The organism is Stenotrophomonas sp. NPDC078853, assembly GCF_044901215.1.
GTDB lineage: Bacteria > Pseudomonadota > Gammaproteobacteria > Xanthomonadales > Xanthomonadaceae > Stenotrophomonas > Stenotrophomonas lacuserhaii.
On record NZ_JBJDOQ010000001.1, the window covers coordinates 358,172 to 381,177 of the forward strand.

General features: G+C 68.8%; 21 protein-coding genes. 1 reads left to right on the forward strand and 20 read right to left on the reverse strand.

The genetic code is table 11. The features are described from left to right. Positions 1–14: 14 nt before the first annotated feature. The 11 genes from hisIE to hisS form a co-directional block, all read right to left on the reverse strand. Positions 15–635, reverse strand: coding sequence for a bifunctional phosphoribosyl-AMP cyclohydrolase/phosphoribosyl-ATP diphosphatase HisIE (hisIE, locus tag ACI2JH_RS01600; protein ID WP_404735235.1), 621 nt, complete (start codon positions 633–635; stop codon positions 15–17). Then, positions 625–1,401, reverse strand: coding sequence for an imidazole glycerol phosphate synthase subunit HisF (hisF, locus tag ACI2JH_RS01605; RefSeq protein WP_101099096.1), 777 nt, complete (start codon positions 1,399–1,401; stop codon positions 625–627). Before hisF ends, hisIE begins: the two co-directional genes overlap by 11 nt. Next, positions 1,395–2,129, reverse strand: a complete 735-nt coding sequence (gene hisA / locus ACI2JH_RS01610; protein WP_101099095.1) for a 1-(5-phosphoribosyl)-5-[(5-phosphoribosylamino)methylideneamino]imidazole-4-carboxamide isomerase — start codon at positions 2,127–2,129, stop codon at positions 1,395–1,397. The genes hisF and hisA overlap by 7 nt, the downstream gene beginning before the upstream one ends. Continuing rightward, positions 2,126–2,731 (reverse strand): imidazole glycerol phosphate synthase subunit HisH, encoded by a 606-nt coding sequence (hisH, locus tag ACI2JH_RS01615; protein WP_101099094.1) that lies wholly within the window; start codon positions 2,729–2,731, stop codon positions 2,126–2,128. The genes hisA and hisH overlap by 4 nt, the downstream gene beginning before the upstream one ends. Continuing rightward, a complete protein-coding gene (hisB, locus tag ACI2JH_RS01620) occupies positions 2,728–3,801 on the reverse strand; it encodes a bifunctional histidinol-phosphatase/imidazoleglycerol-phosphate dehydratase HisB (protein ID WP_101099093.1) in 1,074 nt (357 codons plus the stop codon). The genes hisH and hisB overlap by 4 nt, the downstream gene beginning before the upstream one ends. Then, entirely contained in the window at positions 3,798–4,892 is a 1,095-nt protein-coding gene (gene hisC, locus ACI2JH_RS01625) for a histidinol-phosphate transaminase (RefSeq protein ID WP_404735236.1), read from the reverse strand. Before hisC ends, hisB begins: the two co-directional genes overlap by 4 nt. Then, a complete protein-coding gene (gene hisD / locus ACI2JH_RS01630) occupies positions 4,889–6,184 on the reverse strand; it encodes a histidinol dehydrogenase (RefSeq protein ID WP_319274909.1) in 1,296 nt (431 codons plus the stop codon). Before hisD ends, hisC begins: the two co-directional genes overlap by 4 nt. Then, on the reverse strand, positions 6,181–7,092 hold the full coding sequence (hisG, locus tag ACI2JH_RS01635; RefSeq protein ID WP_404735237.1) for an ATP phosphoribosyltransferase: 912 nt from the start codon (positions 7,090–7,092) through the stop codon (positions 6,181–6,183). The genes hisD and hisG overlap by 4 nt, the downstream gene beginning before the upstream one ends. A gap of 13 nt (positions 7,093–7,105) precedes the next feature. Continuing rightward, positions 7,106–7,432 carry a YerC/YecD family TrpR-related protein gene (locus ACI2JH_RS01640; RefSeq protein WP_404735238.1) on the reverse strand — a complete coding sequence of 109 codons (327 nt, stop codon included), beginning with the start codon at positions 7,430–7,432 and terminating at the stop codon, positions 7,106–7,108. Between the two features lie 173 nt (positions 7,433–7,605). Further along, positions 7,606–7,899 carry a hypothetical protein gene (locus ACI2JH_RS01645; protein WP_404735239.1) on the reverse strand — a complete coding sequence of 98 codons (294 nt, stop codon included), beginning with the start codon at positions 7,897–7,899 and terminating at the stop codon, positions 7,606–7,608. Continuing rightward, positions 7,896–9,293: a histidine--tRNA ligase gene (gene hisS / locus ACI2JH_RS01650; RefSeq protein WP_404735240.1), complete on the reverse strand. Its 1,398-nt coding sequence runs from the start codon at positions 9,291–9,293 to the stop codon at positions 7,896–7,898. Before hisS ends, ACI2JH_RS01645 begins: the two co-directional genes overlap by 4 nt. Before the next feature lie 139 nt (positions 9,294–9,432). On the opposite strand from hisS, the gene ACI2JH_RS01655 reads away from it, so the two are divergent. Next, on the forward strand, positions 9,433–10,152 hold the full coding sequence (locus ACI2JH_RS01655; protein WP_404735241.1) for a Crp/Fnr family transcriptional regulator: 720 nt from the start codon (positions 9,433–9,435) through the stop codon (positions 10,150–10,152). Between the two features lie 263 nt (positions 10,153–10,415). Here the strand turns inward: ACI2JH_RS01655 and thrC are convergent, their stop codons facing one another. The 9 genes from thrC to ACI2JH_RS01700 all read right to left on the reverse strand — a co-directional run bounded on the left by thrC (position 10,416) and on the right by ACI2JH_RS01700 (position 22,924). Next, positions 10,416–11,720 carry a threonine synthase gene (thrC, locus tag ACI2JH_RS01660; protein ID WP_404735242.1) on the reverse strand — a complete coding sequence of 435 codons (1,305 nt, stop codon included), beginning with the start codon at positions 11,718–11,720 and terminating at the stop codon, positions 10,416–10,418. A gap of 26 nt (positions 11,721–11,746) precedes the next feature. Next, positions 11,747–12,661 carry a homoserine kinase gene (locus ACI2JH_RS01665; RefSeq protein WP_101099085.1) on the reverse strand — a complete coding sequence of 305 codons (915 nt, stop codon included), beginning with the start codon at positions 12,659–12,661 and terminating at the stop codon, positions 11,747–11,749. After that, complete coding sequence (gene thrA / locus ACI2JH_RS01670; protein WP_404735243.1) at positions 12,658–15,171, reverse strand: bifunctional aspartate kinase/homoserine dehydrogenase I; 2,514 nt, start codon at positions 15,169–15,171, stop codon at positions 12,658–12,660. The genes ACI2JH_RS01665 and thrA overlap by 4 nt, the downstream gene beginning before the upstream one ends. Before the next feature lie 351 nt (positions 15,172–15,522). Beyond that, positions 15,523–16,470 carry a DMT family transporter gene (locus ACI2JH_RS01675; protein ID WP_404735244.1) on the reverse strand — a complete coding sequence of 316 codons (948 nt, stop codon included), beginning with the start codon at positions 16,468–16,470 and terminating at the stop codon, positions 15,523–15,525. A gap of 66 nt (positions 16,471–16,536) precedes the next feature. Further along, positions 16,537–17,235, reverse strand: coding sequence for a helix-turn-helix domain-containing protein (locus tag ACI2JH_RS01680; RefSeq protein ID WP_404735245.1), 699 nt, complete (start codon positions 17,233–17,235; stop codon positions 16,537–16,539). A gap of 46 nt (positions 17,236–17,281) precedes the next feature. Beyond that, the gene (locus ACI2JH_RS01685; protein ID WP_101099081.1) at positions 17,282–18,394 is read right to left on the reverse strand and encodes a hybrid sensor histidine kinase/response regulator; all 1,113 of its coding nucleotides are present in this window, start codon (positions 18,392–18,394) and stop codon (positions 17,282–17,284) included. Next, a complete protein-coding gene (locus ACI2JH_RS01690; protein WP_101099080.1) occupies positions 18,391–18,960 on the reverse strand; it encodes a chemotaxis protein CheB in 570 nt (189 codons plus the stop codon). Before ACI2JH_RS01690 ends, ACI2JH_RS01685 begins: the two co-directional genes overlap by 4 nt. Then, a complete protein-coding gene (locus tag ACI2JH_RS01695; RefSeq protein WP_101099079.1) occupies positions 18,960–19,784 on the reverse strand; it encodes a protein-glutamate O-methyltransferase CheR in 825 nt (274 codons plus the stop codon). Before ACI2JH_RS01695 ends, ACI2JH_RS01690 begins: the two co-directional genes overlap by 1 nt. Continuing rightward, positions 19,781–22,924 (reverse strand): response regulator, encoded by a 3,144-nt coding sequence (locus tag ACI2JH_RS01700; protein WP_404735246.1) that lies wholly within the window; start codon positions 22,922–22,924, stop codon positions 19,781–19,783. Before ACI2JH_RS01700 ends, ACI2JH_RS01695 begins: the two co-directional genes overlap by 4 nt. Positions 22,925–23,006: the final 82 nt, after the last annotated feature.

Here is a 23,006-nt window from a genome sequence, read left to right on the forward strand (position 1 = left end):
CGTCACCGCCCGGCTCAGCGGTGGCGTGATTCCAGCAGCGTGCGCACGTCCTGCAGGCCCAGGCCGCGCGCGCGCAGCAGCACCAGCAGGTGGAACACCAGGTCCGAGGCTTCGCCCAGCAGTTCGTCGTCGCCCTGCACCACCGCCGCCAGCGCGGTCTCCACGCCTTCCTCGCCGACCTTCTGCGCGATACGGCGGATGCCACCGTCGAACAGCGAGGTGGTGTAGCTGCCGGCCGGGCGCTGCGCCTCGCGCGTGGTCACCAGCTGGTCGAGCTGGCCGATGAAATCCTTCGGTGCCTGCGGGAAACAGCTCTCTGCGCCGGTGTGGCAGGTCGGCCCGGCCGGGCGTGCCCGCACCAGCAGCGTATCGGCATCGCAATCCACCGCGATCGACTGCACCGCCAGCACGTTGCCGGACTGCTCGCCCTTGGTCCACAGCCGCTGCCTGCTGCGGCTGAAGAAGGTCATGTGGCCAGTCTGCAACGTCACCTGCAGGGACTCCGCACTTACATAGCCCAGCATCAGCACCTGCAGGCTGTCGGCATCCTGCAGTACCGCCGGCAACAGGCCATCGCCCTTGCTCCAGTCCAGGCTTTCCAGCGCCGGCAGACCCGGCAAGACTTCAATAGACATCACGTACCTCGATCTGGTGCTCGCGCAGATAGCGCTTCAGTTCTGGAATGGCGATGGCGCCGCTGTGGAACACGCTGGCAGCAAGGGCACCATCGACATCGGCCTGGTCGAAGACCTGGGCGAAATGATCGGGCGTGCCCGCCCCGCCGGAGGCGATCAGCGGCACGTGGCAGGCCGCACGCGCATGGCGCAGCTGCTCCACATCGTAGCCGCGGCGTACGCCGTCACTGTCCATGCAGTTCAGTACGATCTCCCCGGCGCCGCGCTGCTGCACTTCGCGCACCCAGTCCAGCGTACGCACGGCCACGGCCTGGGTCTTGGACGGGTCGCCGGTGAAGCGGCGCACGCGCCACTGGCCATCGGCTTCGCGCACCGAGTCGATGCCCACCACCACGCACTGCACGCCGAACGCCTCGGCCAGTTCGGTGATCAGCTCCGGGCGGCCCAGCGCGGGCGAGTTGATCGAGATCTTGTCGGCGCCGGCATGCAGCACGCGGCGCGCGGTTTCCACGTCACTGATGCCACCGGCCACGCAGAACGGGATGTCGATCAGCCGTGCGATGCGTTCGATCCATGCCACGTCCACGCTGCGGCCATCCGGGCTGGCGCCGATGTCATAGAACACCAGTTCATCGGCCCCCTGGTCGCGGTAGCGCAGCGCCAGTTCGGCGATATCGCCCATGTCCACGTGGTCGCGGAAGCGCACGCCCTTGACCACGCGGCCATCGCGCACGTCCAGGCAGGGAATGATGCGCCGGCTCAACATGCCAGTGCCTCGGCCAGGTCCATCCGCTGTTCCAGCAGGGCTTTGCCAAGTACGGCGCCACTGCAGCCGGCAGCGCGCGAAGCAGCCACGTCGGCCACGTCGCGGATGCCGCCGGAGGCCTGGATCGCCACGCCCGGCAGCAGCCCGGCCAGGTGGCGGTACAGGTCCAGATTGGGGCCGGCCAGCATGCCGTCGCGGGCGATGTCGGTGCACAGCAGGTGGCGCATGCCCGCCGCGGCATAGCGCTGGGCCAGCACGTCCAGGGTGATGCCGGCGTTTTCCGTCCAGCCGTGGATCGGCAACTGCCACTGGCCGTCGTCGTCCTGGCGGGCATCCAGCGCGATGGTGATGCGCTCGGGCCCGAACTCCGCCAGCCAGCCGATCACCGCATCCGGCTCGCGCACGGCCAGCGACCCGATTACCACCCGGCTGGCACCGGCCTGCAGGATGCGCTCGAGGTCCGCGCGACCGCGCACGCCGCCACCGGTCTGCACGTGCAGGCCGGCCTGCTGGCGGATCTGCGCCAGCAGTGGCGCGAGCGTATAGCCGCCGGCGCGGGCGGCATCCAGATCGACCAGGTGCATCCACTGTGCGCCCTGCCCGGCGAAGGCCTGCGCGCGCGGCAGCGGATCGTCGCCGTAGCGGGTTTCCTGGGCGTAGTCGCCCTGGCGCAGGCGCACCACGCGGCCTTCGCGGATATCAAGGGCGGGATAGACGATGAAGCTCATTCGGCGGTGTCCTGCAGGAAGTTGCGCAACAGCAAGGCGCCGGTGTCACCGGAGCGTTCGGGGTGGTACTGCGCACCGAAGTAGCGGCCATGTTCGACCACCGCACTGAACAGCCCGCCATGGTCGCAGGCGGCCACGGTGTGCGCGTTCAACGGGGCGGCATAGCTGTGCACGAAATAGGCGCTGGCGCGTTCGGGGATATCGCGCAGCAGCGGCGACCCGCGCAGCGGCAACAGGCGGTTCCAGCCCATGTGCGGCACGCGGATGCCGGTGGCCGGTACGAGCTTGCGCACGGTGCCGGGAATCAGCCCCAGCGTCTGTACGCCACCGCCTTCTTCGGAACGCTCGAACAGCAGCTGCATGCCCAGGCAGATGCCCAGCAGCGGCACCTCCAGCTGGCGCAGCGGCTCGAACAGGCCCTGCGCGTGCAGGCGCTGCATGGCCGGCACCGCCGCACCGACGCCGGGCAGGATCACCCGCCGCGCCTCGCGCAGTCCGTCGGCATCGCGCACCAGGCGGACCTGCGCGCCCAGCCGCTCCAGCGCGTAGCGCACCGAGCCGAGGTTGGCACCGCCGGCATCGATCAAGGCGACTTCGGTCACAGCGCCCCCTTGGTGCTGGGCAGCTCGGTGCCCTGCCGCGCCACGGCGGTGCGCAGCGCGCGCGCCAGCGCCTTGAAGCAGGCTTCCACCTTGTGGTGGTCGTTGTCACCGCGCACCTGCAGGTTGAGGTTCAACCCGGCCGCATCGCACAGCGAGCGGAAGAAATGCGGTACCAGTTCGGTGGGCAGGTCGCCGACGCGCTCGCGCTTGAACTCGCCATCGAACACGAAGTACGGACGGCCGCTGAAATCCAGCGCGGCGCTGGCCAGGGTCTCGTCCATCGGCAGGGTGAAGCCGTAGCGGCCGATGCCGCGCTTGTCACCCAGCGCTTCCCGCAGCGCCTGGCCCAGCGCCAGCCCGGTGTCTTCGATGGTGTGGTGTTCGTCGATGTGCAGGTCACCCTCGGCCTGGATGCGCACGGAGATGCCACCATGCTTGCCGATCTGTTCCAGCATGTGATCGAAGAACGGCAGGCCGGTGTGGATCCGCGGCTCGGCCTGGGCATCAAGGTCGAGTTCGACGCGGATGCGTGTTTCCTTGGTGTTGCGCTGTACCACTGCGGTGCGCGGCGCATCGGCCAACGCGTGGGCGATGGCCGGCCAGTCCCACTCGCCGCCGAATTCTTCGGTACGCAGCTGGAAGCCGCGGATGTTGAGGTTCTGCGCGAACTGGATGTCGGTCGGGCGGTCGCCCACCATCGCCGAACGCGCCCAGTCGATGCTGCGGTCCTGCAGGTAGGCGGTCATCAGCCCGATACCCGGCTTGCGCGTGGGCAGGTTCTCATGCGGCCAACTGGCGTCGATCAGCACGTCACGGAACTCGATGCCCTGGCTTTCGAACACGTGCATCATCAGCGCATGCGGCGCATCGAAGATCGCCTGCGGGTAGCTCTCGCTGCCCAGGCCGTCCTGGTTGCTGACGATGACGAACTGCCAGCCCGCGTCACGCAGCTTGATCAGCGCGGGAATGACATCGCGCACGAAGCGCAGTTTTTCATACGCGTCGATCTGGTGGTCGGCGGGCTCTTCGATCAAGGTGCCGTCGCGGTCGATGAACAGGATGGGGGTCATGCAGCGGCCCTCCAGGCCGAGAGCGCGGCAAGCACGCGTTGGTTTTCGTCGGTGCTGCCGATGCTGATGCGCAGCGCATCGCCGAGTCGTGGTGCAGCGCGCTGGTCACGCACCACCACGCCGGCGGCCAGCAGCGCGTCGAACGCACCCTGCGCGTCGTCGAAGCGGACCAGCAGATAGTTGCCGGCCGAGGGATACACCTGGCGTACGCCGGACACGGCCGCCAGTGCGCTGGACAGCCGCGCCCGCTCCTGCACGACTTCGTCGATACGGGCGCGGGTGGCCGCCAGCGCGGCTGGCTGCAGTGCCGCCAGTGCCAGTTCGGCACACGGTTGCGGCACCGGATACGGCGCCTGGCAGCGGCGCAGCGCGGCGATGATTTCCGGCGCGGCGATCAGGCTGCCCACGCGCGCGGCGGCCAGCGCATGCGCCTTGGACAGCGTGCGCAGCACGGCAAGGTTGGGGTGTGCGGCAAGCAGCGTCGTGGCCGAGGGCTGGCTGCTGTATTCGATGTAGGCCTCGTCCACCACCACGATGGCCTGGCCCTGCAGCGCCTGCGCGGTGCGGATGATGTCCGCGCTGCTGATCTCGCTGCCCGCCGGGTTGGAGGGCGAACACAGGAACACCAGCCGCGCGCCCTGGCCGCGTGCGGCGGCGATCACCGCGTCGATGTCGACCTGCAGGCCGTCGCGGCCCTCCACCAGCGGGACCTCCAGCAGCGGTGCGCCCTGCAGCCGCGCGCACACTGCGTACATGCCGAACACCGGCGGCGTGGCCAGCACCGCATCCACGCCGGGGCGGCAGAACGCGCGCACCAGCAGGTCGATGGCTTCATCGCTGCCGCGCCCGACCAGCAGTTGCTGCGGGCCGACGTCGTACAGCCCCGCCAGCGCCTGCAGCAGGGCGGGCGGCTGCGGATCCGGGTAGCGCCGGCTGCTGCCACTGGCATCGGCCGGATTGGCCCATGCCGATTCGTTCGCGTTCAGCCACACATCGCCCTGCAGCGCCGTGCTGCGCGCCGAGCTGTAGCCGGCGAAGGACTGCAGGTCCGGTCGCAGCAGCGCCAGCACGTCCTGCACGCTCGCGCTCATGCCACCGCCTCCATGCGCAGCGCGACCGCACGTTCGTGCGCGTCCAGGCCTTCGGCGCTGGCCAGGATGCGCGCGCAACCGCCGATGGCGGCAATGCCCTCCGCGCTGGCGCTCTGCACGCTGATGGTGTTCTGGAAGCTGGCCACGCTGACCCCGCTCCAGGCCCGCGCCGCACCGGCGGTGGGCAGCACGTGGTTGGTGCCGCTGCAGTAGTCACCGAGCGCTTCGGGGGTGTAATCGCCGAGGAACACCGAGCCGGCCGCCTGCACCTGGCCCAGCCAGGCGCGCGGTTCGCGCAGCGCCAGGATCAGGTGTTCCGGCGCATAGCGGTTGCTGATATCGAACGCGTCCTGCAGACGATCGACCTGGATCAGGCGCGACGCGCCCAGTGCCTGGCGTGCGATGGCTTGGCGCGGCAGCAGCGCCACCTGGCGCTCCACTTCGGCTTCCACCGCCTGCAACAGCGCGGCATCGTCGGTCAACAGCAGCACCTGCGAATCCGGGCCGTGTTCGGCCTGGGACAGCAGATCGGCGGCGACGAAGGCGGGGTTGGCGCCGGCATCGGCGATCACCAGCACCTCGGACGGACCGGCCGGCATGTCGATGGCCACGCTGCCGTCCTGCGCTACTTGTTGTTTGGCTTCGGTCACGAAGGCGTTGCCCGGGCCGAACAGCTTGTCGCAGGCCGGCACGCTGGCCGTGCCATAGGCCATCGCGGCGATCGCCTGCGCGCCACCCAGCTTGAAAACGCGCTGCACGCCGGTGAGGCGCGCGGCCACCAGGACAGCGGGGTCGGCACTGCCATCGGCGCGCGGCGGCGTGCACAGCACCACCTGCGGGCAGCCAGCCAACGCCGCTGGCACGCCCAGCATCAGTGCGGTGGAGGGCAGCGGCGCGCTGCCCGCCGGCACGTATAGACCGACCCGGCCAATCGGCCGGATCATCCGCTCGCAGTGCACGCCCGGCGCGGTTTCCACCGTATAGCCCTGGCTCATGCCGGCTTCGTGGAAACGCCGGATGCGCGCAGCGGCGTCTTCCATCGCCGCGCGCAGGTCGGCGGCCACGGCCTGCTCGGCCGCCTCGAACTCGGCGGCGGTCACTTCGATGTCATCCAGCTGCACCCGATCAAAGCGTGCGGTGATCCCGCGCAGGGCCTCATCGCCGTCGGCACGTACCTGCGCGATCAGCGCGGCCACCGCTTCGCGGGTCTGCGCGGCGACGGCCTGCACGGGGCGCTGCAAGGCCTCGGCGCGGGCCAGTTCATTGAGTTCCGACCAGTTCAGACGATTCATGCCAGCGACCGCTCCACGCTCAATACCATCAGGCCCTGGGCGCCTGCGCGCTCCAGGTCTTCCAGCCGCTGCCAGGTCAAAGCGCCGTGGCACATGGTCTGCAGACGCAGGTGGCCGCCGTCGTCGGGCAGCTGCACCAGCGGGTCGGCATCGGGCAGCAGGCGGGTCAGTTCGGACACGCGGTCCAGGGCGGCGCGGAACATCAGCAGCTTGCTGTCGCGCACCTTGACCACGCCATCCAGGCGCCGCAGCAGCATCGCCATCAGGCCGGCGCGGGCGTCGTCGGGGGTTTTTACCGGGCCGGCCAGCACCGCTTCGCTTTCCAGCAGGGTTTCCACCGGCTTGAGCTGGTTGGCGGCCAGGGTGGCGCCGCTGGATACCAGATCGCAGATCAGGTCGGCGGTGCCCAGACGCGGCGCGATTTCCACCGACCCGGACAGCTCCACTACCTGCGCATCCACGCCGCGCGCGGCCAGCCAGTCGGCCAGGATCGCCGGGTAGCTGGTAGCGATGCGCTTGCCGGCCAGCTGATCAACGCCGGTCCATTGCCACTCTTCGGGCACCGCCAGCATCAACCGGCACTGCCCGAAATTCAGGCCACGCAGCGCCTGGTAGGCGTCCGGCAGGCCGATCCGGCGGCGGGCAGCGCCCTGCTCGTCCAGCTCGTTGCGGCCGACGATGCCGAAGTCGCAGACGCCATCGGCGATAAGCCCCGGGATGTCGTCGTCGCGGACCAGCAGCAGGTCCACCGGCAGTGATTCGCCGTAGCAGAACAGCTTGTCGCGGCTCTGCCGCCAGCTCAGCCCGCAGGCAGTGAGCAGGCTGCGCGCCGGCTCGGCCAGCCGCCCGTTCTTCTGGATGGCGATGCGCAGCCGGTCACGGGCCGGGGCGTTCTGGGTTGCACTCATGGGGGAGGCTCTCTTACTCGGATTCGGGGGGCGTAGGCGTGGCGGTGACAGCAATGGCGGCGGCGTAGCCACCATGGCCATGCTCCAGCGAACGCGCCACGCGCCCGGTGGTGGTAACGCTGACGCCGGTCAGTTCATGGATTTCGCGATACGGCACGCCCTGCTGCAGCAGCGGCACCACCTTCCAGCGGTCCGACAGCGCCTCCAGCTCGGCCGGCGTGCACAGGTCGCGCAGGAAGGCGGTGACCTGTTCGGGGCTGGCAAGCGCGGCGAAGGCCGCAGCCAGGCAGGCCAGATCGGCTTGGGCGTCTTTTTCTCGGGGTGCGGGACGGATTTTCATCGTATCAATGTAATAGCGCGCTATTACATTAGCGCAAACAGAGGCGCAGGGTCAAACCGGCTTGCTGTCCGGACCGGGTTGGTTCAGGGGCGCGAACGAAAAACGCCCGCTGAGCGGGCGTTTGTCTGGGGTATCGGGTGATGAAGGGCGTACCGAGCAACGGCGGTCGTAACTTACCGGCACCTTACCTCGGCGCGCAGGGCGCCGCTGCGCAGGCACTCGCCGAACAGGCTGCCCTGGCGGCTCGGGACGGACTGGATGGCCTCCAGCTCCCCTGCCCCGCGCGGGCACTTCTGCGCGGCCAACCCGCGCAGGTCACGCTGCAGCTGCTCCCGGTCGAGCACATGGCAGCGGTCGGCCGTCAGCCGGTACTGGCCCGGACCGATCCGCTGGCCATGCAGCGCAGGATCGGTGCGGCATGCGGTCAGCAGGAGCAGCAGCGTTGCCGCCGCTCCCAACCGCCTCACGGCATGACCTTGGCCTGCTCCAGTTCCACCTGCAGGGTGCTGGCCAGATCCTCGCGGGAGACCTCGAACTGCTGCTCGCGCAGCAGGTCCTTGACCGCCACCACGCCACGGGCCAGCTCATCCTCGCCCGCCAGCACCACGAAGCGGATCCCGGCCTTGGCCGCGTACTGGAACTGCTTGCCGATCTTCTTCGGCTCCATCTGCACTTCGGCGTTGATACCACCGACGCGCAGGCGGCGGGCGATGTCCAGCGACTGCGCCAGGCTGGCGTCGTCCATCAGCGCCACCAGCGCGTGCACGCTGCTGTCTTCGATCCCGGCGATCAGGCCGGCTTCGCGCAGCTGCCAGAACAGGCGGGTCAGACCGATGGAAATGCCCACGCCCGGCAGCTTGGACTTGCTGTAGTGGCTGGCCAGATCTTCGTAGCGGCCGCCGGAGCAGATCGAGCCGATCTGCGGGTGGTCGGTCAGCGTGGTTTCGTACACGGTGCCGGTGTAGTAATCCAGGCCGCGCGCGATGGAGAAATTCAGGCAGTACGCGGTTTCCGGCACGCCCAGCGCCTTGACCAGCTCCAGCACTTCGCGCAGTTCGGCCACGCCCACCTTGAGCGTCTCGCTGGCGGCCGGATCAGCCAACAGCGCGTCCAGCTGCGCCAACGCATCGGCATGGCTGCTGGAGCGGACCGCGACGAAGGCAAGGATCCGCTCGACCTGCTCGGCCGGGATCTCAAAACCTTCGCCCACCAGCGTTTCGCGTACGTAGTCAGGGCCGCGCTTGTCCAGCTTGTCCACTTCGCGCAGTACCGCCAGCTGGCGCTCGCCTTCGGCCACGCCGAGGGTTTGGAAGAAACCACGCAGCAGCTTGCGGTTGTTCAGCTGCACCGCGAAATCGCCGATGCGCAGTTCCGAGAACACCGCATGGATCACCGCCAGTACTTCGGCGTCGTAACGGATGCTCAGTGCATCCTTGCCGATCACATCGATATCGCACTGGTAGAACTCGCGGAATCGGCCGCGCTGGGCGCGCTCGCCACGGTACACGCGCTGCATCTGGTAACGACGGAACGGGAAGGTCAGGTCGTGCTCGTGTTCGGCCACGTAGCGGGCCAGCGGCACGGTCAGGTCGAAGCGCAGCGCCAGTTCCGGCAGGGAGCTATCACCGGCCTGCGCGGCATTGGCCAGCGCACCGGTGGACTGCACGAAATACACCTGGCGCTCGGTCTCGCCGCCGGACTTGGTCAGCAGCACGTCGGACAGCTCGAACACCGGGGTTTCCACCGGCAGGAACCCGAACCGCTCGTAGTTGCGGCGGATGACGTCCAGCATGCGCTGGAACGCAATCTGCTCGCGCGGCAGCAGTTCCATGATGCCGGGCGGGGTACGGGGCTTGATCACGTGGGGCTCCTGCGAAAAACGGGGGAAGGGCAAGGGCGGATAGTGTAGCGGTTGCGCCGCCTGCCGCGCCCGCGCCAGGCCAACCGGGCCACATGGCGTATCATGAGCGCTTCCCTGCTGCGCGCCTCGTCCCCACGCCATGTCGCGTCCTGATCCCGCCCCCGCCGGCTGTACCACGCTGGACTGCACCCACTGTTCGGTGCGCCACCTGGCCGTGTGTTCGGCGCTGTCGCCCGAAGAAGGGCAGGCACTGGAAGCGGTGACCGTGTCCCAACAGGTCGCCATGGGCGCGACCCTGGCCCGTAGTGGTGAGCCGCGCCAGCACGTCTATACCTTGACCCACGGCGCATTGCGACTGGTGCGCACGCTCTCTGACGGCCGCCGCCAGATCACCGGCTTCGTGCTGCCCGGCGATTACCTGGGCCTGAGCAGCAGCGACCACCATCGCCACGACGTGGAAGCCATCGCCGACAGCCGGGTCTGCCGGGTATCGGTGGCGCACATGCGCGAGCTGCGCAGCCGCTATCCGCATCTGGAACGGAAGCTGCTGCAGCGCGCCTGCCAGGCGCTGGATGATGCGCAGGATGCCGCACTGTCATTGGCCCGCCTGCAACCCACCGAAAAGGTGGCCGACTTCCTGCTGCGGCTGGCCGAGCGCGAGGCACGGCTGGGCGGTGATCCGCTGCGGGTCACCCTGCCGATGGGCCGCGGCGACATCGCCGACCATCTCGGGCTGACCATGGAAACGGTCAGCCGCACCTTCACCCGCTTGCGCCAGCAGGCGTTGATCGCCCTGCCCCACCTCAATGTGGTGGAGCTGCTGGACGAACCGGCGCTGCGGACGCTGGCGAGCGGGTAAGGCGCTCCACGCGGGCGACAGACAGCTGGCGTGCAGCCGGACACAGGCCGCGCTGCGCGCTCGCCGACCATGGGTCGGCGCTACCGCACCACGATCGACACAGGCCGCGCTGCGTGCTCGCCGACCATGGGTCGGCGCTGCCGCACCACGCTCGACGCAGGCCGCGCTGCGCGCTCGCCGACCATGGGTCGGCGCTACCGCACCACGCTCGACGTGCCTGCGCCACGCCCTGGTAGCGCCGAGCCATGCTCGGCGGCCTCTCGTCAGGGCATCGGGACGCCGGCCTGCAGCACCGCACGGAATGCCGCGTAGTCGGCCGCCAGCGGCTCGGCATGTGCCGGCCTGCGCAGCAGCGCATCCAGCGCCGGCGGCACCGCCAGCGCCCCGCCGATCAACGGTTCCACCACTGATTCGAACTTGGCCGGGTGCGCGGTCGCCACTACCGCCCAGTCCCCCTTGGCTCCCTTGGCGCGCAGCGTGTTGAGCACGGTGACCGCAGTGGCGGTGTGCGGGCAGAACACTTCGCCACTCCCGGCATGCGCGCTGGCGATGGTCGCGCGGATCGCCACGTCATCCACTGCCTCTGCGGTGAAGGCCTGGCGCAGCGCCGCGTCATCGCCATTGAACAGCCAGTGCAGCCGTTCGAAGTTGCTCGGCGCGCCGACATCCATGGCGTTGGCAGTGGTGGCCACGCTGTGTGCGGGCTGGTAGTCAGCGCCGGCGAAGTAGCGCGGCAGCACGTCGTTGGCATTGGTTGCCAGCGCGATGCGCCCGATCGGCAGGCCGATCGCCCGGGCCAGGATCGCGGCCATCGCATTGCCCAGGTTGCCGGTCGGGATCACCAGGTTCAGCGCTGCCCTGCCCGCCTGCTGATGCTGGAGCGCGGCGTGGGCGTAGTAACTCATCTGCGGCAGCAACCGGCCCAGGCTGATGCTGTTGGCCGAGCTGAGCGGCACGATGGCCTGCAGTTCGCCATCGCCGAGCGCCCGTTTGACCAGCGCCTGGCAGTCATCGAACGAACCGGCAACGCGGAAGGCCTGGATGTTGTCGCCGAAACAGCCCAGCTGGTGCGCCTGCCGCGGCGACACCCGGCCATCGGGATACAGCACCACCACGCGCAGACCCGGCTGGCCGTGGAAGGCCGCCGCCACCGCCGCACCGGTATCGCCGGAGGTGGCTACCACGATCGTCAGCGGCTTCGACTCGCCATTGCGCAGGCGTGCCAGGGTGGCGGCGAGGAAGCGCGCACCGACATCCTTGAAGGCCGCCGTGGGCCCATGGAACAGCTCCAGCACATGGTCGCCCCGGCGCGGCAGCGGGCGCAGCGGGACCGGGAAATCAAAGGCTTCGGCACAGATCGCCGGCAGCGCGGCGGCCAGCGGATCGCCTTCGAAGAACGGTGCCAGCACCTGCGCGGCGGTCTGCGCCAGGCTCGGCGTTGCGACCCAATCGCGCGGCGCGGGCAGCCGTTCGGGCACGTACAGGCCGCCATCCGGAGCCAGCCCGGCGGCGATCGCCGCACTCAGCGAAACGGCAGGGGACTGGCCGCGGGTAGAGACAAAGCGCATCGCACGATCCTGTAAGGAAGAAGAGTTCACAGCAGCACCGCCGCCGGCGCTGCCAGCGAAGACACCCATGCCTGGCTGTCGAAGCCGGCCGCAGAGAAGGCCGCCTGCACCGGCGCGGCAGCGGCTTCGGCACTGGCCTGGTCTTCGAACCAGGCGAACACACTGGGGCCGGCGCCGGAGATGCTGGCACCCATTGCCCCGGCCGCCAGCGCGGCATCACGCGCGGCATCAAAGCCGATGATCAACGGCGCGCGGCGCGGCTCGACCAGCACGTCACGCAGGCCGGCACGTACCAGCGCGGCATCGCCCTGGTGGCAGCCGGCCAGCACCAGCGCCAGGTTGGCGCTCTGCGCCACGAAATCGCCCAACGCATAGCTGCCCTGCAGCGCGGCGCGTGCGCGGCGCGTTTCCAGCACCGCATCCGGGTGCACCAGCAGGCTGTGCCAGCGCGCCGGCACCGGGATCGGCACCAGCCGGTCGGCGGTGCTGAGCACCAGCCCACCCAGCAGCATCGGGCCGAGGTTGTCACCATGGCGGCCGCCGCTGGCTACCAGCTCGCCTTCCAGCGCGAAGCGATACAGCGCGTGGCGGTCCAGCGGGTTGTCCAACAGTGCGTTGGCGGCCACCAGCGCAGCCACGCACGAGGCCGCCGAGCCGCCCATGCCCGATCCCAGCGGAATGCCCTTGTCGATCTCCACGGCGAAGCCGAACGGCAGCTCCAGCGCTTGTTGCAGCGCCAGCAGCGATGCACCGGCAGTGTTCAACGCAGCCTCCCGTGGCAACGGCACGTCGGCCCCGTGGATGGCCTCGATGCGCACCTCGCGCTCGGCGATGCGGCGCACCGTCACCGTGTCACCGACACCGGCGATGGCATGGCCAAGGATGTCGAAGCCTACCCCGACATTGCCCACCGAGGCCGGTGCGAATGCACGTGCGATCACAGGCGCGCTCCCTCGCCCGCGGCCACCCGCAGCAGATCGGCGAACACGCCGGCTGCGGTGACTTCCGGACCCGCGCCCGGCCCTTGCACGACCAGCGGGTTGTCGCAGTAGCGCCGGGTGCGGAACTGCACCACGTTGTCGGTCAGTTTGAGGTTGGCGAAGGCATGGTCCACCGGCACTTCCACCAGCCCGACCGATGCGCCCTGCGCTGACAGCGCGGCGACGTAACGCAGCACGGCGCCGCGTGCGCGCGCCTGCTGCAGGCGTTGCAGCAGCGCCTCATCGTTATCGCCCAGGCGCTGCATGAAATCGTCCACGCTGCCGGCACGCAGCGCCTCGGGCACCAGGCTTTCCACCTGCACCTGCTCCAGGCTCAGCTCGCGCCCGGCTTCGCGCGCCAGGATCACCAGCTTGCGGGCCACGTCGATGCCGGACAGGTCATCGCGCGGGTCCGGTTCGGTATAGCCCATGCCACGTGCCTGCTCTACCAATGCGGAGAACGGCTGGCTGCCATCGAAACGGTTGAACAGCCACGCAAGGGTGCCGGAGAAGATGCCTTCGATGGACAGCACTTCATCGCCGGTATCGACCAGGTCGCGCAGCGTGGTGATCACCGGCAGGCCGGCGCCGACGGTGGCCTCGTAACGGAAGCGCGCCCCGCTGGCCGCCGCCGCAGCGCGGATCGATTGGTAACGCGCCAGCGGCCCGGAGCCGGCCTGTTTGTTCGGCGTCACCACATGGATGCCCGCCGCCAGCCAGCCTTCGTAGCGCCCGGCGACCTCGGCACTGCCGCTGCAGTCGATGACCACCGCATGTGGCAGGTGCGCTGACAACAGGTGCGCGGTGAACGCGTCCAGGTCGCTGGCGCCGGGTGCGTCTGCCAGCGCGACACGCCACGGCCCCTGCAACGCACGCGGGGCCAGGTGCATGCCGCGTCGGGACGCCACCGCGCGCAGCCGCAGGTCGATGTTGGCCTTGCCCAGCAGCTGCGGCTGCGCGGCCTGCAGCTGGTCCAGCAATGCCGCGCCGACATTGCCCGGCCCGATCACCCCGACCGCGAAGGTCTGCGGCGACAGCCAGAATCCGGCATGTGCCGCGCGCAGCGCACGGGTGGCATCGCCGCTGTCCACCGCCACTGAAATATTGCGCTCGGACGAACCCTGCGCGATGGCCAGGATGTTGACCTGCGCCCTGCCCAGCGATTCGAACAGGCGCGCCGCCACGCCGGGCTGGCCGGCCATGCCGTCGCCTACCGCCGCCAGCACGCTGACCCCGCCACGCAGCTGCACGCGCTGCACCTGGCCGACCGCCAGCTCATGCGCGAAGGCCTGCAGCAACGCGTCACGACCGCGTTCGGACTCGTTGCCGCGGACCACGCAGCAGATGGAGTGTTCGGACGAGCCCTGCGAGATCATCACCACCGACACATGCGCCTGGCGCAGTGCGGAGAACACCCGCTCGGCCGTGCCCGGCACGCCGATCAGGCCGGTGCCTTCCAGGTTCAGCACGGCCAGTTCCGCGCTCAGGGTCAGGCCCTTGATCGGTCCACGCACCGAGCGCTCCGCGCTGATGCGGGTACCGGGATGCTCGGGTTGGAAGGTATTGCGGATCAGGATCGGCAGGCCGCGCTGGATGGCCGGGGACATGGTCTGCGGATGCACCACCTTGGCGCCGAAATAGGCCAGTTCGCAGGCCTCGTCGTAGCTCAGCGCCTCGAGCTGCACCGCTTCGGGCACCAGCCGCGGATCAGCCGACAGCACACCATCGACGTCGGTCCAGATCTGCAGCTCATCGGCATTGAACAGCGCCGCGAAGATCGCCCCGGAGTAATCACTGCCGTTGCGGCCGAGGGTGGTGATGCGATCCTGGCGGTCGCGTGCGATGAAGCCGGTGGCCACGACGCGCTGCTGCACGTTCGCCTGTCGCCACGCGTGCAGGCGCTGTGCGCTGGTTTCCCAATCGACGTTGACGCCCAGCTCGCCGTGCTCGACCACCAGCACCTCGCGCGCATCCAGCACCGCGCACGGCTCGCCGCTGGCCAGGAAATGCTGGCCCAGAAGGTGCGCCGAACAGACTTCACCCAGGCCCTGCACGCGATCGAGCACTTCCTCGGGCAGGCCACCGATCACCGCCAGCGCGGCCAGCAGTTCGGCGAGCTCATCGAAACGGGCATCGAGCCATTCCACGCTGGCGCCGGCGTGTTCGCCAAGCAGCGACGCCGCCGCGCCGCGATGGCGCGCGCGCAGGTCATGCCAGTGTTCGCGCCATTGCGCGTCACCGGCCGCGGCCAACCGCGCCAGCGCGATCAGCGCATCGGTCACGCCCTTCATGGCCGACACCACGGTGACCTGCAGCGCTTCCGGACGCGCCTGCAGCAGTCGCGCGACGTGGCGGTAGCAGTCGGCATCGGCGACGGAGGTGCCGCCGAACTTGTGCACCACCACGCGCGGTTGCGCGGCGGAACGTGGCGGAGCGGAATCGGCGGACGGTGCAGCAGCGGCAATGGACATGGTGACCTCGATGGGAGGCCCCGCATCGCGCCAGTGGAAGGTTTCCCCGCCACCTGGTTCGGTGCGGGGCCGTGGTTTTCGTGAGTTACGCGAAGACGACGGACCGCACCCTGCGGGTGGTGGTGGTAATGGTGGTAATGGTGGTGGTGCCGGCCGTCGAACTCACACGGCTGCCTGCCGCAGAAGCGGCAAGGAGCGGAGCGAAGGGGGCGGCGGCAAGGACCATGACGCTAGAAAACACCGCAGGGCAAGCCGCTGTCAAGTGTTGCAGTGCAAAAACCGCAGCACCTGATCAGCGGCCAACGTCGTCGAAAAAGGTTGCATCGGAGACCATGCAGGCTCGGCCGGCCTTCATCCGGCATGTTCGGTGATAGCCGGCGGTGCGCGGTGTGCGTGCGCGCACCACAACACGCCTGCCACCAGGCAACCGATCGCCATTGTTTCCAGCAGGGTCGGCCAGCGGCGTTGCCAGGCAAAGCCGTACAGCAGCGCGAACAGGGTCTCGAACACGATCATCTGTCCGGTCAGGGTCAGCGGCAGCAGGCGGCTGGCGCGGTTCCAGCAGGCATTGCCGAGCAGCGAGGCGATCACCGCCACGCCGGCGCTGACTGCCCAGAACAACCCCCATTGGCTGGGCGCGTGCACCGCGCCGTTGAACAGGAACGCCGAGGGCACCAGCAGCAGCGCCAGCGCACCGGTGACCACGCCGGTGAGCAGCGACCAGTCGTGCGCGGAAAGATCCGGGCGGCGGGCCAGCCAGCGGCTGTTGCCCACCGAATAGGCCGCCCAGGACAGCAGCGCCCCGAACGCACACAGCAACCCGAGCACGCGCTGCCGCCAGGGCGTCTGCACATGTTCGGACACCACCGCCTCGTAACCCACCAGCGCCACGCCCAGCAGGCACAGCAGCAGCGCCGGCGCCAGCTGGCGCAGGTGCACCGCGCCCTCTTCGCGCACCGCGACCAGGGTCACCACCACCGGAATCAGGCCGACGATCAGCGAAGCAGCGGCACCGCCGGCCCACTGCACCGCCGTGGCCAGCAGCAGGAAATACACCAGGTTGCCAGCCAGGCTCAGCCACACCAGCCCGCGCCATTCGGCCATCCCGAGCTGCGGTGCCAGCCGCTTCCAGCGTGGCGCCAGCAGCAACAGCGCCACCAGCCCGTAGATGAGGTAGCGGCCGGCCGAAAGCTGCAGGGCATCAAACGCCAGCAGCACCGCAGGCGCCAGGAACACCACACCCCACAGCGCACCGGCCATCACGCCGTTGCTGATCCCCACGCCCATCGAACGATTCATCGCACACACCTGCAGCTGACAGGCGCGAAGTCTAGTGCGCTCCGGTGGCGCGCGTCTTGACCCGGCCTACGGTGTCTGGCGTCGCCACATCAACGGGGTGAGTCCGGTGTCGCGGCGCAGCGCACGGGTCAGCGCGCTCTGTTCGGAGTAACCGGCCAGCTGCGCGACCTTGCTGATCGGCAGCTGGGTGCTGCGCAGCAGATGACGCGCCCAGCGCAGCCGCAGCGCGCTCAGCCAGGATTGTGGCGGCAGCCCCAGCTCGCGCAGGAAGCGGGCGTGCAGATGACTACTGCTGAGCCCTGCCAGCCGGGCCATGCGCTCCACCGGCCAAGCGTCGCCAGGGGCGGCCTGCATGCGCGCGCACAGGGCCTGCAGACGTGCACCGCTGCCATGGGGGGCGAAGGACTGCAGCAGCAGCGGCAGCAGGTGCTCGCCGGCGCTCCCGGCCGGCAACGCCTGCAGCGAGGTGCGCAGCGCCTGTGGGAGCGACAACCAGCGCTGTCCGCGCAGATGTTCCAGGGTGTGGTCATCGAACCAGGCCGCATCGCAGTCGATGATCAGGTGCTGGTTGTCGCCCTGCCCGACCTGGTCATGGTGCTCGCCGGGTGCCACGAAGACGCCCTGCAGGGCGTCCAGCCGCGCACCGTGTCCGTCCAGTTCGAACTGCAGTTCGCCATGCAGCGGCAACACCCACTGCGCGTAATCGTGGCGATCGCCACCGGAGGCGTCGCCATAACTGCGGACATGGAAGCGTGGCGCGTGCATGGCAAGAGTCTGCCGCCGCCATGGCGGCCGCGCAATGAAGGCCGAATCAGGCCCGGCGCGGCAGGCGGGCTTCGAACACGACGTCCTGCGCTTCATTGCGGGCCTGCAGCTGGCCACCGTGTGCACGCACGAACTGGTCGGCGATGAACAGGCCCAGGCCCAGCCCCTTGCTGGCGTGGAAACTGGCCTTGAAGGGCTCGAACAGGCGCGGCAGCAGGCTTTCACCGATCTGCCCGCGGTTACGCACGCGCAGCACCACCTGGGCCGGGTCCTCGCCATCCACATGCACCTGGATGGGGGCCTGCCCGCCATGCAGCAGCGCATTGCCGATCAGGTTGGAGGCCACCTGGGCCAGCCGGTCCGGGTCGCCCTGCATGCGCGCATCGCCCACCGCGACGACTTCGATTGCCGCCGTCGCGTTGCCCTGCTCGACTTCCTGCACCACCGCATCGATCACGGTGGCCGCATTGCACGGGGTGCGCTCCAGGCGCAGCCCGCCGGAGCGGATGCGCGAGAAGTCGAGCAGCTGGTCGACCATGCGCGCCATGCGCAGCGTGCTGGTCTCCAGGTGTCGCAGGGTCTGCTGCGCGCTGGCATCGGCCGGGATGTCCAGCGACAGTTTGTCCGCGCACAGCAGGATCGCCGAAAGCGGCGTGCGCAGGTCGTGGGTGAGCACGGCCATCATGGTTTCGTTGAGCGTCAGCGCGCGCTCCAGCGCTTCGTTGCGCGACTTCAACAGGCGCTTCTGCTGGTAGAGCTCGATGAACACGCCGAGCTTGCCGAGGATGATCTGGGGCTCGATCGGCTTGTGCAGGAAATCCACCGCACCGCTTTCATAGCCCTTGAAGGCGCGCACCGGATCCTGCGGCGAAGCGGTCAGGAAGATGATCGGCACGTCGCGGCTGCGCGCCGAGCCTCGCATCAGTTCGGCCAGTGCGAAGCCATCCATCTCCGGCATCTGCACATCCAGCAGGGCCAGCGCGACTTCGTGTTCCAGCAGCAGTTCCAGCGCCTCGTTGCCGGAGGCAGCGCAGAGGATGCGCAGGCCATCACGACGCAGCAGCGCTTCCATCGCCACCAGGTTCTGCGGCACGTCATCAACGATCAGTATGTTGACCGGCGCCGCGTCTTCCACCGGCGCAGGAGCAAGCAGGTTCATTTCAATTCCTTCAGGCATTCGCATAGTTCATCCAGCGTGAGCACCGCATCGGCGCCGGCACGCTGCAGGGCCGAGGCAGGCATCATCGACGCCTCGGCATCTTCAGGGCATTGCAGCCAGGCCTTGCCACCGGCCTGGCGCACGGCAGCCACGCCTTCGCTGCCATCGCTGCTGGCCCCGGTCAGCAGGATCGCCAGGACATCGGCACCAAACACCGCCGCGGCCGATTCGAACAACGGGTCGATGGCCGGACGCGAGAACAACACAGCCTCATCCAGCGACAGCGCGATGGAGGCTTCGTCTTCCACCAGCATGTGGTAATCCGGGGGCGCGAAGGTCACCGTGCCCACCTCCAGCGGCTGCTTGTCCTCGGCCTCGCGCACCCGCAGCGCCGAACCCGGATCGAGCAGTTCGGCGATGCGGCTGGGTCGGTCGCGCGGTATGTGCAGCACCACCAGCGCCGGGCACGGCAGCGCCGCCGGCAACGCGCCCAGCACGCGCTGCAGCGCCGAAACGCCGCCTGCCGAAGCACCGATCACCAACACGCGCGGGACCGGACCGTCCATCAGGCCGCCTTCCGGTACAGGCGCTGTTCGCGCGCAGCGGCTTCAAAGGCATTGCCGTGCTCGCCGAACTGCAGCGATTCCTTGCTGCCCAGGCCCAGGAAGCCGCGATGGACCAGGGCTTCGCGGAACAGGCCGACGGCGCGGTCCTGCAGCGGCCGGTTGAAGTAGATCAGCACGTTGCGGCAGGACACCAGGTGCACTTCGGAGAACACCGTATCGGTGGCCAGGCTGTGGTCGGCGAACACCACGTTGCGACGCAGGCGACGATCGAACACCGCACCGTCGTAGCCGGTGGTGTAGTAGTCCGACAACGACCCCTGGCCGCCGGCCTGCAGGTAGTTGCGGCTGAACTGGGCGATGCGGTCGATGCCATAGGTGCCCGATTCAGCCGCGGCCAGCGCGGCCGGATTGATGTCGGTGGCGTAGATGATGCTGCGGTCCAGCAGCCCCTCTTCCTGCAGCAGGATCGCCAGCGACCACACTTCCTCGCCGGTGCTGCAGCCGGCCACCCACAGCTTGATCGACGGATAGGTCTTCAGCACCGGCACGGCATGCTCGCGCAGCGCCAGGAAGTAGGCCGGGTCACGGAACATCTCCGACACCTGCACAGTGAAGAACTGCATCGCCTGGGTGAACAGCTCCGGCTCATGCAGCAGCCGGTGCTGCAGATCCGACAGGCGCGCACATTCGTAACGCTGCATCGCCTGGTGCATCCGACGCCGCAGCGAGGACACCGCATAGTTGCGGAAATCGTAGTGGTAGCGCTGGTAGATCGCCTCCACCAGCACCTTCAGTTCCAGGTCGAACAGCTCCTGCTCGTTCATTGCCGCGAGCACCACACCCGGCACAGCGACACCAGCTTGTCGACGTCGATGGGCTTGGCGATGTAGTCGTTGGCACCGGCCTGCAGGCAGCGCTCGCGGTCGTCGGGCATGGCCTTGGCGGTCAGCGCGATGATCGGCAGGTCCTTGTGCTGGCGCTGGCTGCGGATCTCGCGCATCGCGGTCAGGCCATCCATCTCCGGCATCATGATGTCCATCAGCACCAGGTCCACTTCCATGCTGGCCAGGCGATCAACGGCTTCGCGACCGTTGCGGGCGATCTCCAGCTTCACCCCCAGCGGCTCGAGCACACTGGACAGGGCGAAGATATTGCGCACATCGTCTTCGGCCAGCAGCACGGTGCGCCCATCCAGCACCGAATCGCGGCGACGCGCTTCGCGCAGCAGGCGCTGCTGGTCGCTGGGCAGGTTGGCTTCCACGCTGTGCAGGAACAGGGTGACTTCATCGAGCAGGCGCTCCGGCGAGCGTGCGCCCTTGATGATGATGCTCTTGGAATACCGGCGCAGGCGCTGTTCTTCTTCGCGGCCCAGCGCGCGGCCGGTGTAGACGATCACCGGCGGGAAGCTGACGTCCTCGCTGCCGGCCATGAACTCCAGCAGGTCGTAACCGCTGCCATCGGGCAACGCCAGGTCGGTCACCATGCAGTCGAAGGTCGCGCTGCTGAGCTGCTGCACGGCTTCGGCGAGGGTGCCGACGGCGGTGATTTCCAGCTGTTCCCGGCCCAGCAGCAGTTCCAGGTTGCCGCGCAGTTCGGTGTCATCTTCGACGATCAGCAGGCGGCGCACGTCGCGCTGGCTGGTCTTTTCCAGGTGCTGGATCGCCTCGACCAGTCGCTCACGGGTGGCCGGCTTGATCACGTAACCGATGGCACCCAGTTCCATCGCCAGCTGGCTGCGCTCCATGCCCGATACCACGTGCACGGGGATGTGGCGGGTCAGCGGGTCACGCTTCAGGCGTTCGAGCACGCTCAGGCCGGACACGTCGGGCAGCCCGATGTCCAGCAGCACGCCACTGGGGCGCAGCTCGCGCGCCAGCGACAAGGCTTCCTCGGCGGTGGTGGCCACCACGCAGTCGAAATCGAGTTCGCGTGCCAGCGTGACCAGCGCTTCGGCGAAGGCGGCGTCATCTTCCACTGCCAGGATCAGGCGCTCACTACGCTGGGCGCTGGCGCCGTGGGCCACGGCCGTCTTCCAGGCGCCCAACGACGGCGAAACCGCTTCGCTGCGCACCGCCGGCGAGCCGCCACTGGCCCCTGCCCGAACCGGTGACGGTGGCGCCGCCGAGGCGACCATCGGCTGAGGCGCGTGCGCGCTGCCCAGCGTGGCCGGCGCGTCGGGCTGTTCCGGCGCACCGCTCAAGGGCAGTTCCACGATGAAGGTGCTGCCGCGGCCCGGCTCGCTTTCCACGCGGATGTCACCGCCCATCCGGGTGGCCAGGTCACGCGAAATCGACAGCCCCAGGCCGGTGCCACCGTAGCGGCGGCGGGTGCTGCCATCTGCCTGGCGGAAGGCCTCGAAGATGGCGTCCAGCTGTTCGGCGGCAATGCCGATGCCGCTGTCGCGCACCACGAAACGCACGCGGTCGCGGCCGGCGGCCTGCACCTGCAGGCTGACCGTGCCGTGTTCGGTGAACTTCACGGCGTTGGCCAGCAGGTTCTTCAGGATCTGCTGCAGGCGCTGACTGTCGGCGGTGAACTGGCTGGGCGCGCCGGTGTCGGCGACGATCTCCAGCGCCAGGCCCTTCTCCCGCGCCAGCGGCTCGAAGGTCTCGCGCAGGCGCTGCAGGGCGCCTTCGACGACGACGATCTCATCGGCCAGTTCCACGTGACCGGCCTCGATGCGGGCCAGGTCCAGGATGTCATTGATCAGCGCCAGCAGGTCGTTGTTGGACGACAGGATGGCCTGCGCGTACTTGACCTGCTCGTCGCTGAGCGTGCCATCGCGATTGTCCGACAGCAGCTTGGCCAGGATCAGCGAGCTGTTGAGCGGGGTGCGCAGTTCGTGCGACATGTTGGCCAGGAATTCGGACTTGTAGCGCGAAGCGGCCGACAGCTCATTGGAATTGCGCACCAGCTGCGCCTGCGCCACCAGCAGCGCCTGCTTCTGGCCTTCCAGCTCATGCGTGCGCTCTTCCAGCTGCACGTTGGTCTGCTCCATCTCGGCCTGCTGCTGCTCCAGGTTGGTCTGCGAATGCAGCAGGCTGCGGCTCTGTTCTTCCAGTTCTTCGTTGGCCACCCGCAGCTCTTCCTGCTGGGCCTGCAGCTCTTCGCTCTGGCGCTGGGATTCTTCCAGCAGTTCGGCCAGCCGCGCGCGCAACACGGCCGCGCGCAGCGCGATGCCGATGGTGTCGGCGCAGCGCTGCAGCAGCTCGCGGTCCAGCTGCGGCGCACGGCCCGCGCGGATGCGGCCCAGTTCCACCACGCCCACGATCTGGTCATCACTGAAGATCGGCGCAAGCACGCGTTCGCGCAACGAGGTGCTGCCCAGGCTGCTGCTGATCTGCAGCACGCTGCCTTCGCCTTCCTGCAGATGGCGCACCTTGCCTTCCCGGATCACCTCGCCCAGCTGCCCTTCGTTCAGGCCCAGCGACTGCGGGACGGTGGCCGGCAACGCAACGCCGCCGGTCAGCAACAGCTGATGGTTCTCGATGCGGTACATCACCGCGGTCTGCGCTTTCAGCTGCTCGGCCAGGGTGGTCATCGCCGCCTCGGCGATCTTTTCCGGCCCCAGGTCGCCGCGCAGGCTCATCGCCACGACGTTTTCACTCTCCTGCAGCCACAGCGCCTCGGCCGCCTCACGGCGCGCCTGGATTGCGCGGTTGACGATCAATCCGATCAACAGGAAGGCGAATCCGCCAATGCTGCGGTTGACGTATGAAAAAGCTGAATTGGTACTCGCAGGCGCAATGTTGTAGCCCACCGCCAGGAACACACAGGCGGCCACGGCGACCACCAGCGGCAGCCCGGCATGGCGCTGGAACACCGTCACGCCAATCGCCAGGAAGTACGCCAGCCAGACCGCATACCCAAGCGGGACAACCAGTTCAAGCGCAGCGGTTGCCGCCAGCAGGGCGGCCGACAGGCCCCATATCCAGGGGTCGCGCGTACTTGAAGCTGACGTCATGGGTGGAGATCTCGGCACAAAGAAGTGCGATGTTAACTGAATGCCCGTCGTTTCCGGCACGACTTTCGGCACGTGACCGCGT

Bases quoted from the DNA above. Each gene is read 5' to 3' on its own strand.
- ACI2JH_RS01680 (WP_404735245.1), bottom strand. From the start codon at position 17,235: ATGCACGCGCCACGCTTCCATGTCCGCAGTTATGGCGACGCCTCCGGT.
- ACI2JH_RS01655 (WP_404735241.1), top strand. From the start codon at position 9,433: ATGTCGCGTCCTGATCCCGCCCCCGCCGGCTGTACCACGCTGGACTGC.
- hisC (WP_404735236.1), bottom strand. From the start codon at position 4,892: ATGAGCGCGAGCGTGCAGGACGTGCTGGCGCTGCTGCGACCGGACCTG.
- ACI2JH_RS01700 (WP_404735246.1), bottom strand. From the start codon at position 22,924: ATGACGTCAGCTTCAAGTACGCGCGACCCCTGGATATGGGGCCTGTCG.
- hisD (WP_319274909.1), bottom strand. From the start codon at position 6,184: ATGAATCGTCTGAACTGGTCGGAACTCAATGAACTGGCCCGCGCCGAG.
- hisF (WP_101099096.1), bottom strand. From the start codon at position 1,401: ATGTTGAGCCGGCGCATCATTCCCTGCCTGGACGTGCGCGATGGCCGC.
- hisB (WP_101099093.1), bottom strand. From the start codon at position 3,801: ATGACCCCCATCCTGTTCATCGACCGCGACGGCACCTTGATCGAAGAG.
- thrA (WP_404735243.1), bottom strand. From the start codon at position 15,171: ATGTCCATTGCCGCTGCTGCACCGTCCGCCGATTCCGCTCCGCCACGT.
- ACI2JH_RS01640 (WP_404735238.1), bottom strand. From the start codon at position 7,432: ATGAAAATCCGTCCCGCACCCCGAGAAAAAGACGCCCAAGCCGATCTG.
- hisIE (WP_404735235.1), bottom strand. From the start codon at position 635: ATGTCTATTGAAGTCTTGCCGGGTCTGCCGGCGCTGGAAAGCCTGGAC.
- ACI2JH_RS01675 (WP_404735244.1), bottom strand. From the start codon at position 16,470: ATGAATCGTTCGATGGGCGTGGGGATCAGCAACGGCGTGATGGCCGGT.
- ACI2JH_RS01690 (WP_101099080.1), bottom strand. From the start codon at position 18,960: ATGGACGGTCCGGTCCCGCGCGTGTTGGTGATCGGTGCTTCGGCAGGC.
- hisA (WP_101099095.1), bottom strand. From the start codon at position 2,129: ATGAGCTTCATCGTCTATCCCGCCCTTGATATCCGCGAAGGCCGCGTG.
- hisG (WP_404735237.1), bottom strand. From the start codon at position 7,092: ATGAGTGCAACCCAGAACGCCCCGGCCCGTGACCGGCTGCGCATCGCC.
- ACI2JH_RS01695 (WP_101099079.1), bottom strand. From the start codon at position 19,784: ATGAACGAGCAGGAGCTGTTCGACCTGGAACTGAAGGTGCTGGTGGAG.
- thrC (WP_404735242.1), bottom strand. From the start codon at position 11,720: ATGCGCTTTGTCTCTACCCGCGGCCAGTCCCCTGCCGTTTCGCTGAGT.
- ACI2JH_RS01685 (WP_101099081.1), bottom strand. From the start codon at position 18,394: ATGAACCTGCTTGCTCCTGCGCCGGTGGAAGACGCGGCGCCGGTCAAC.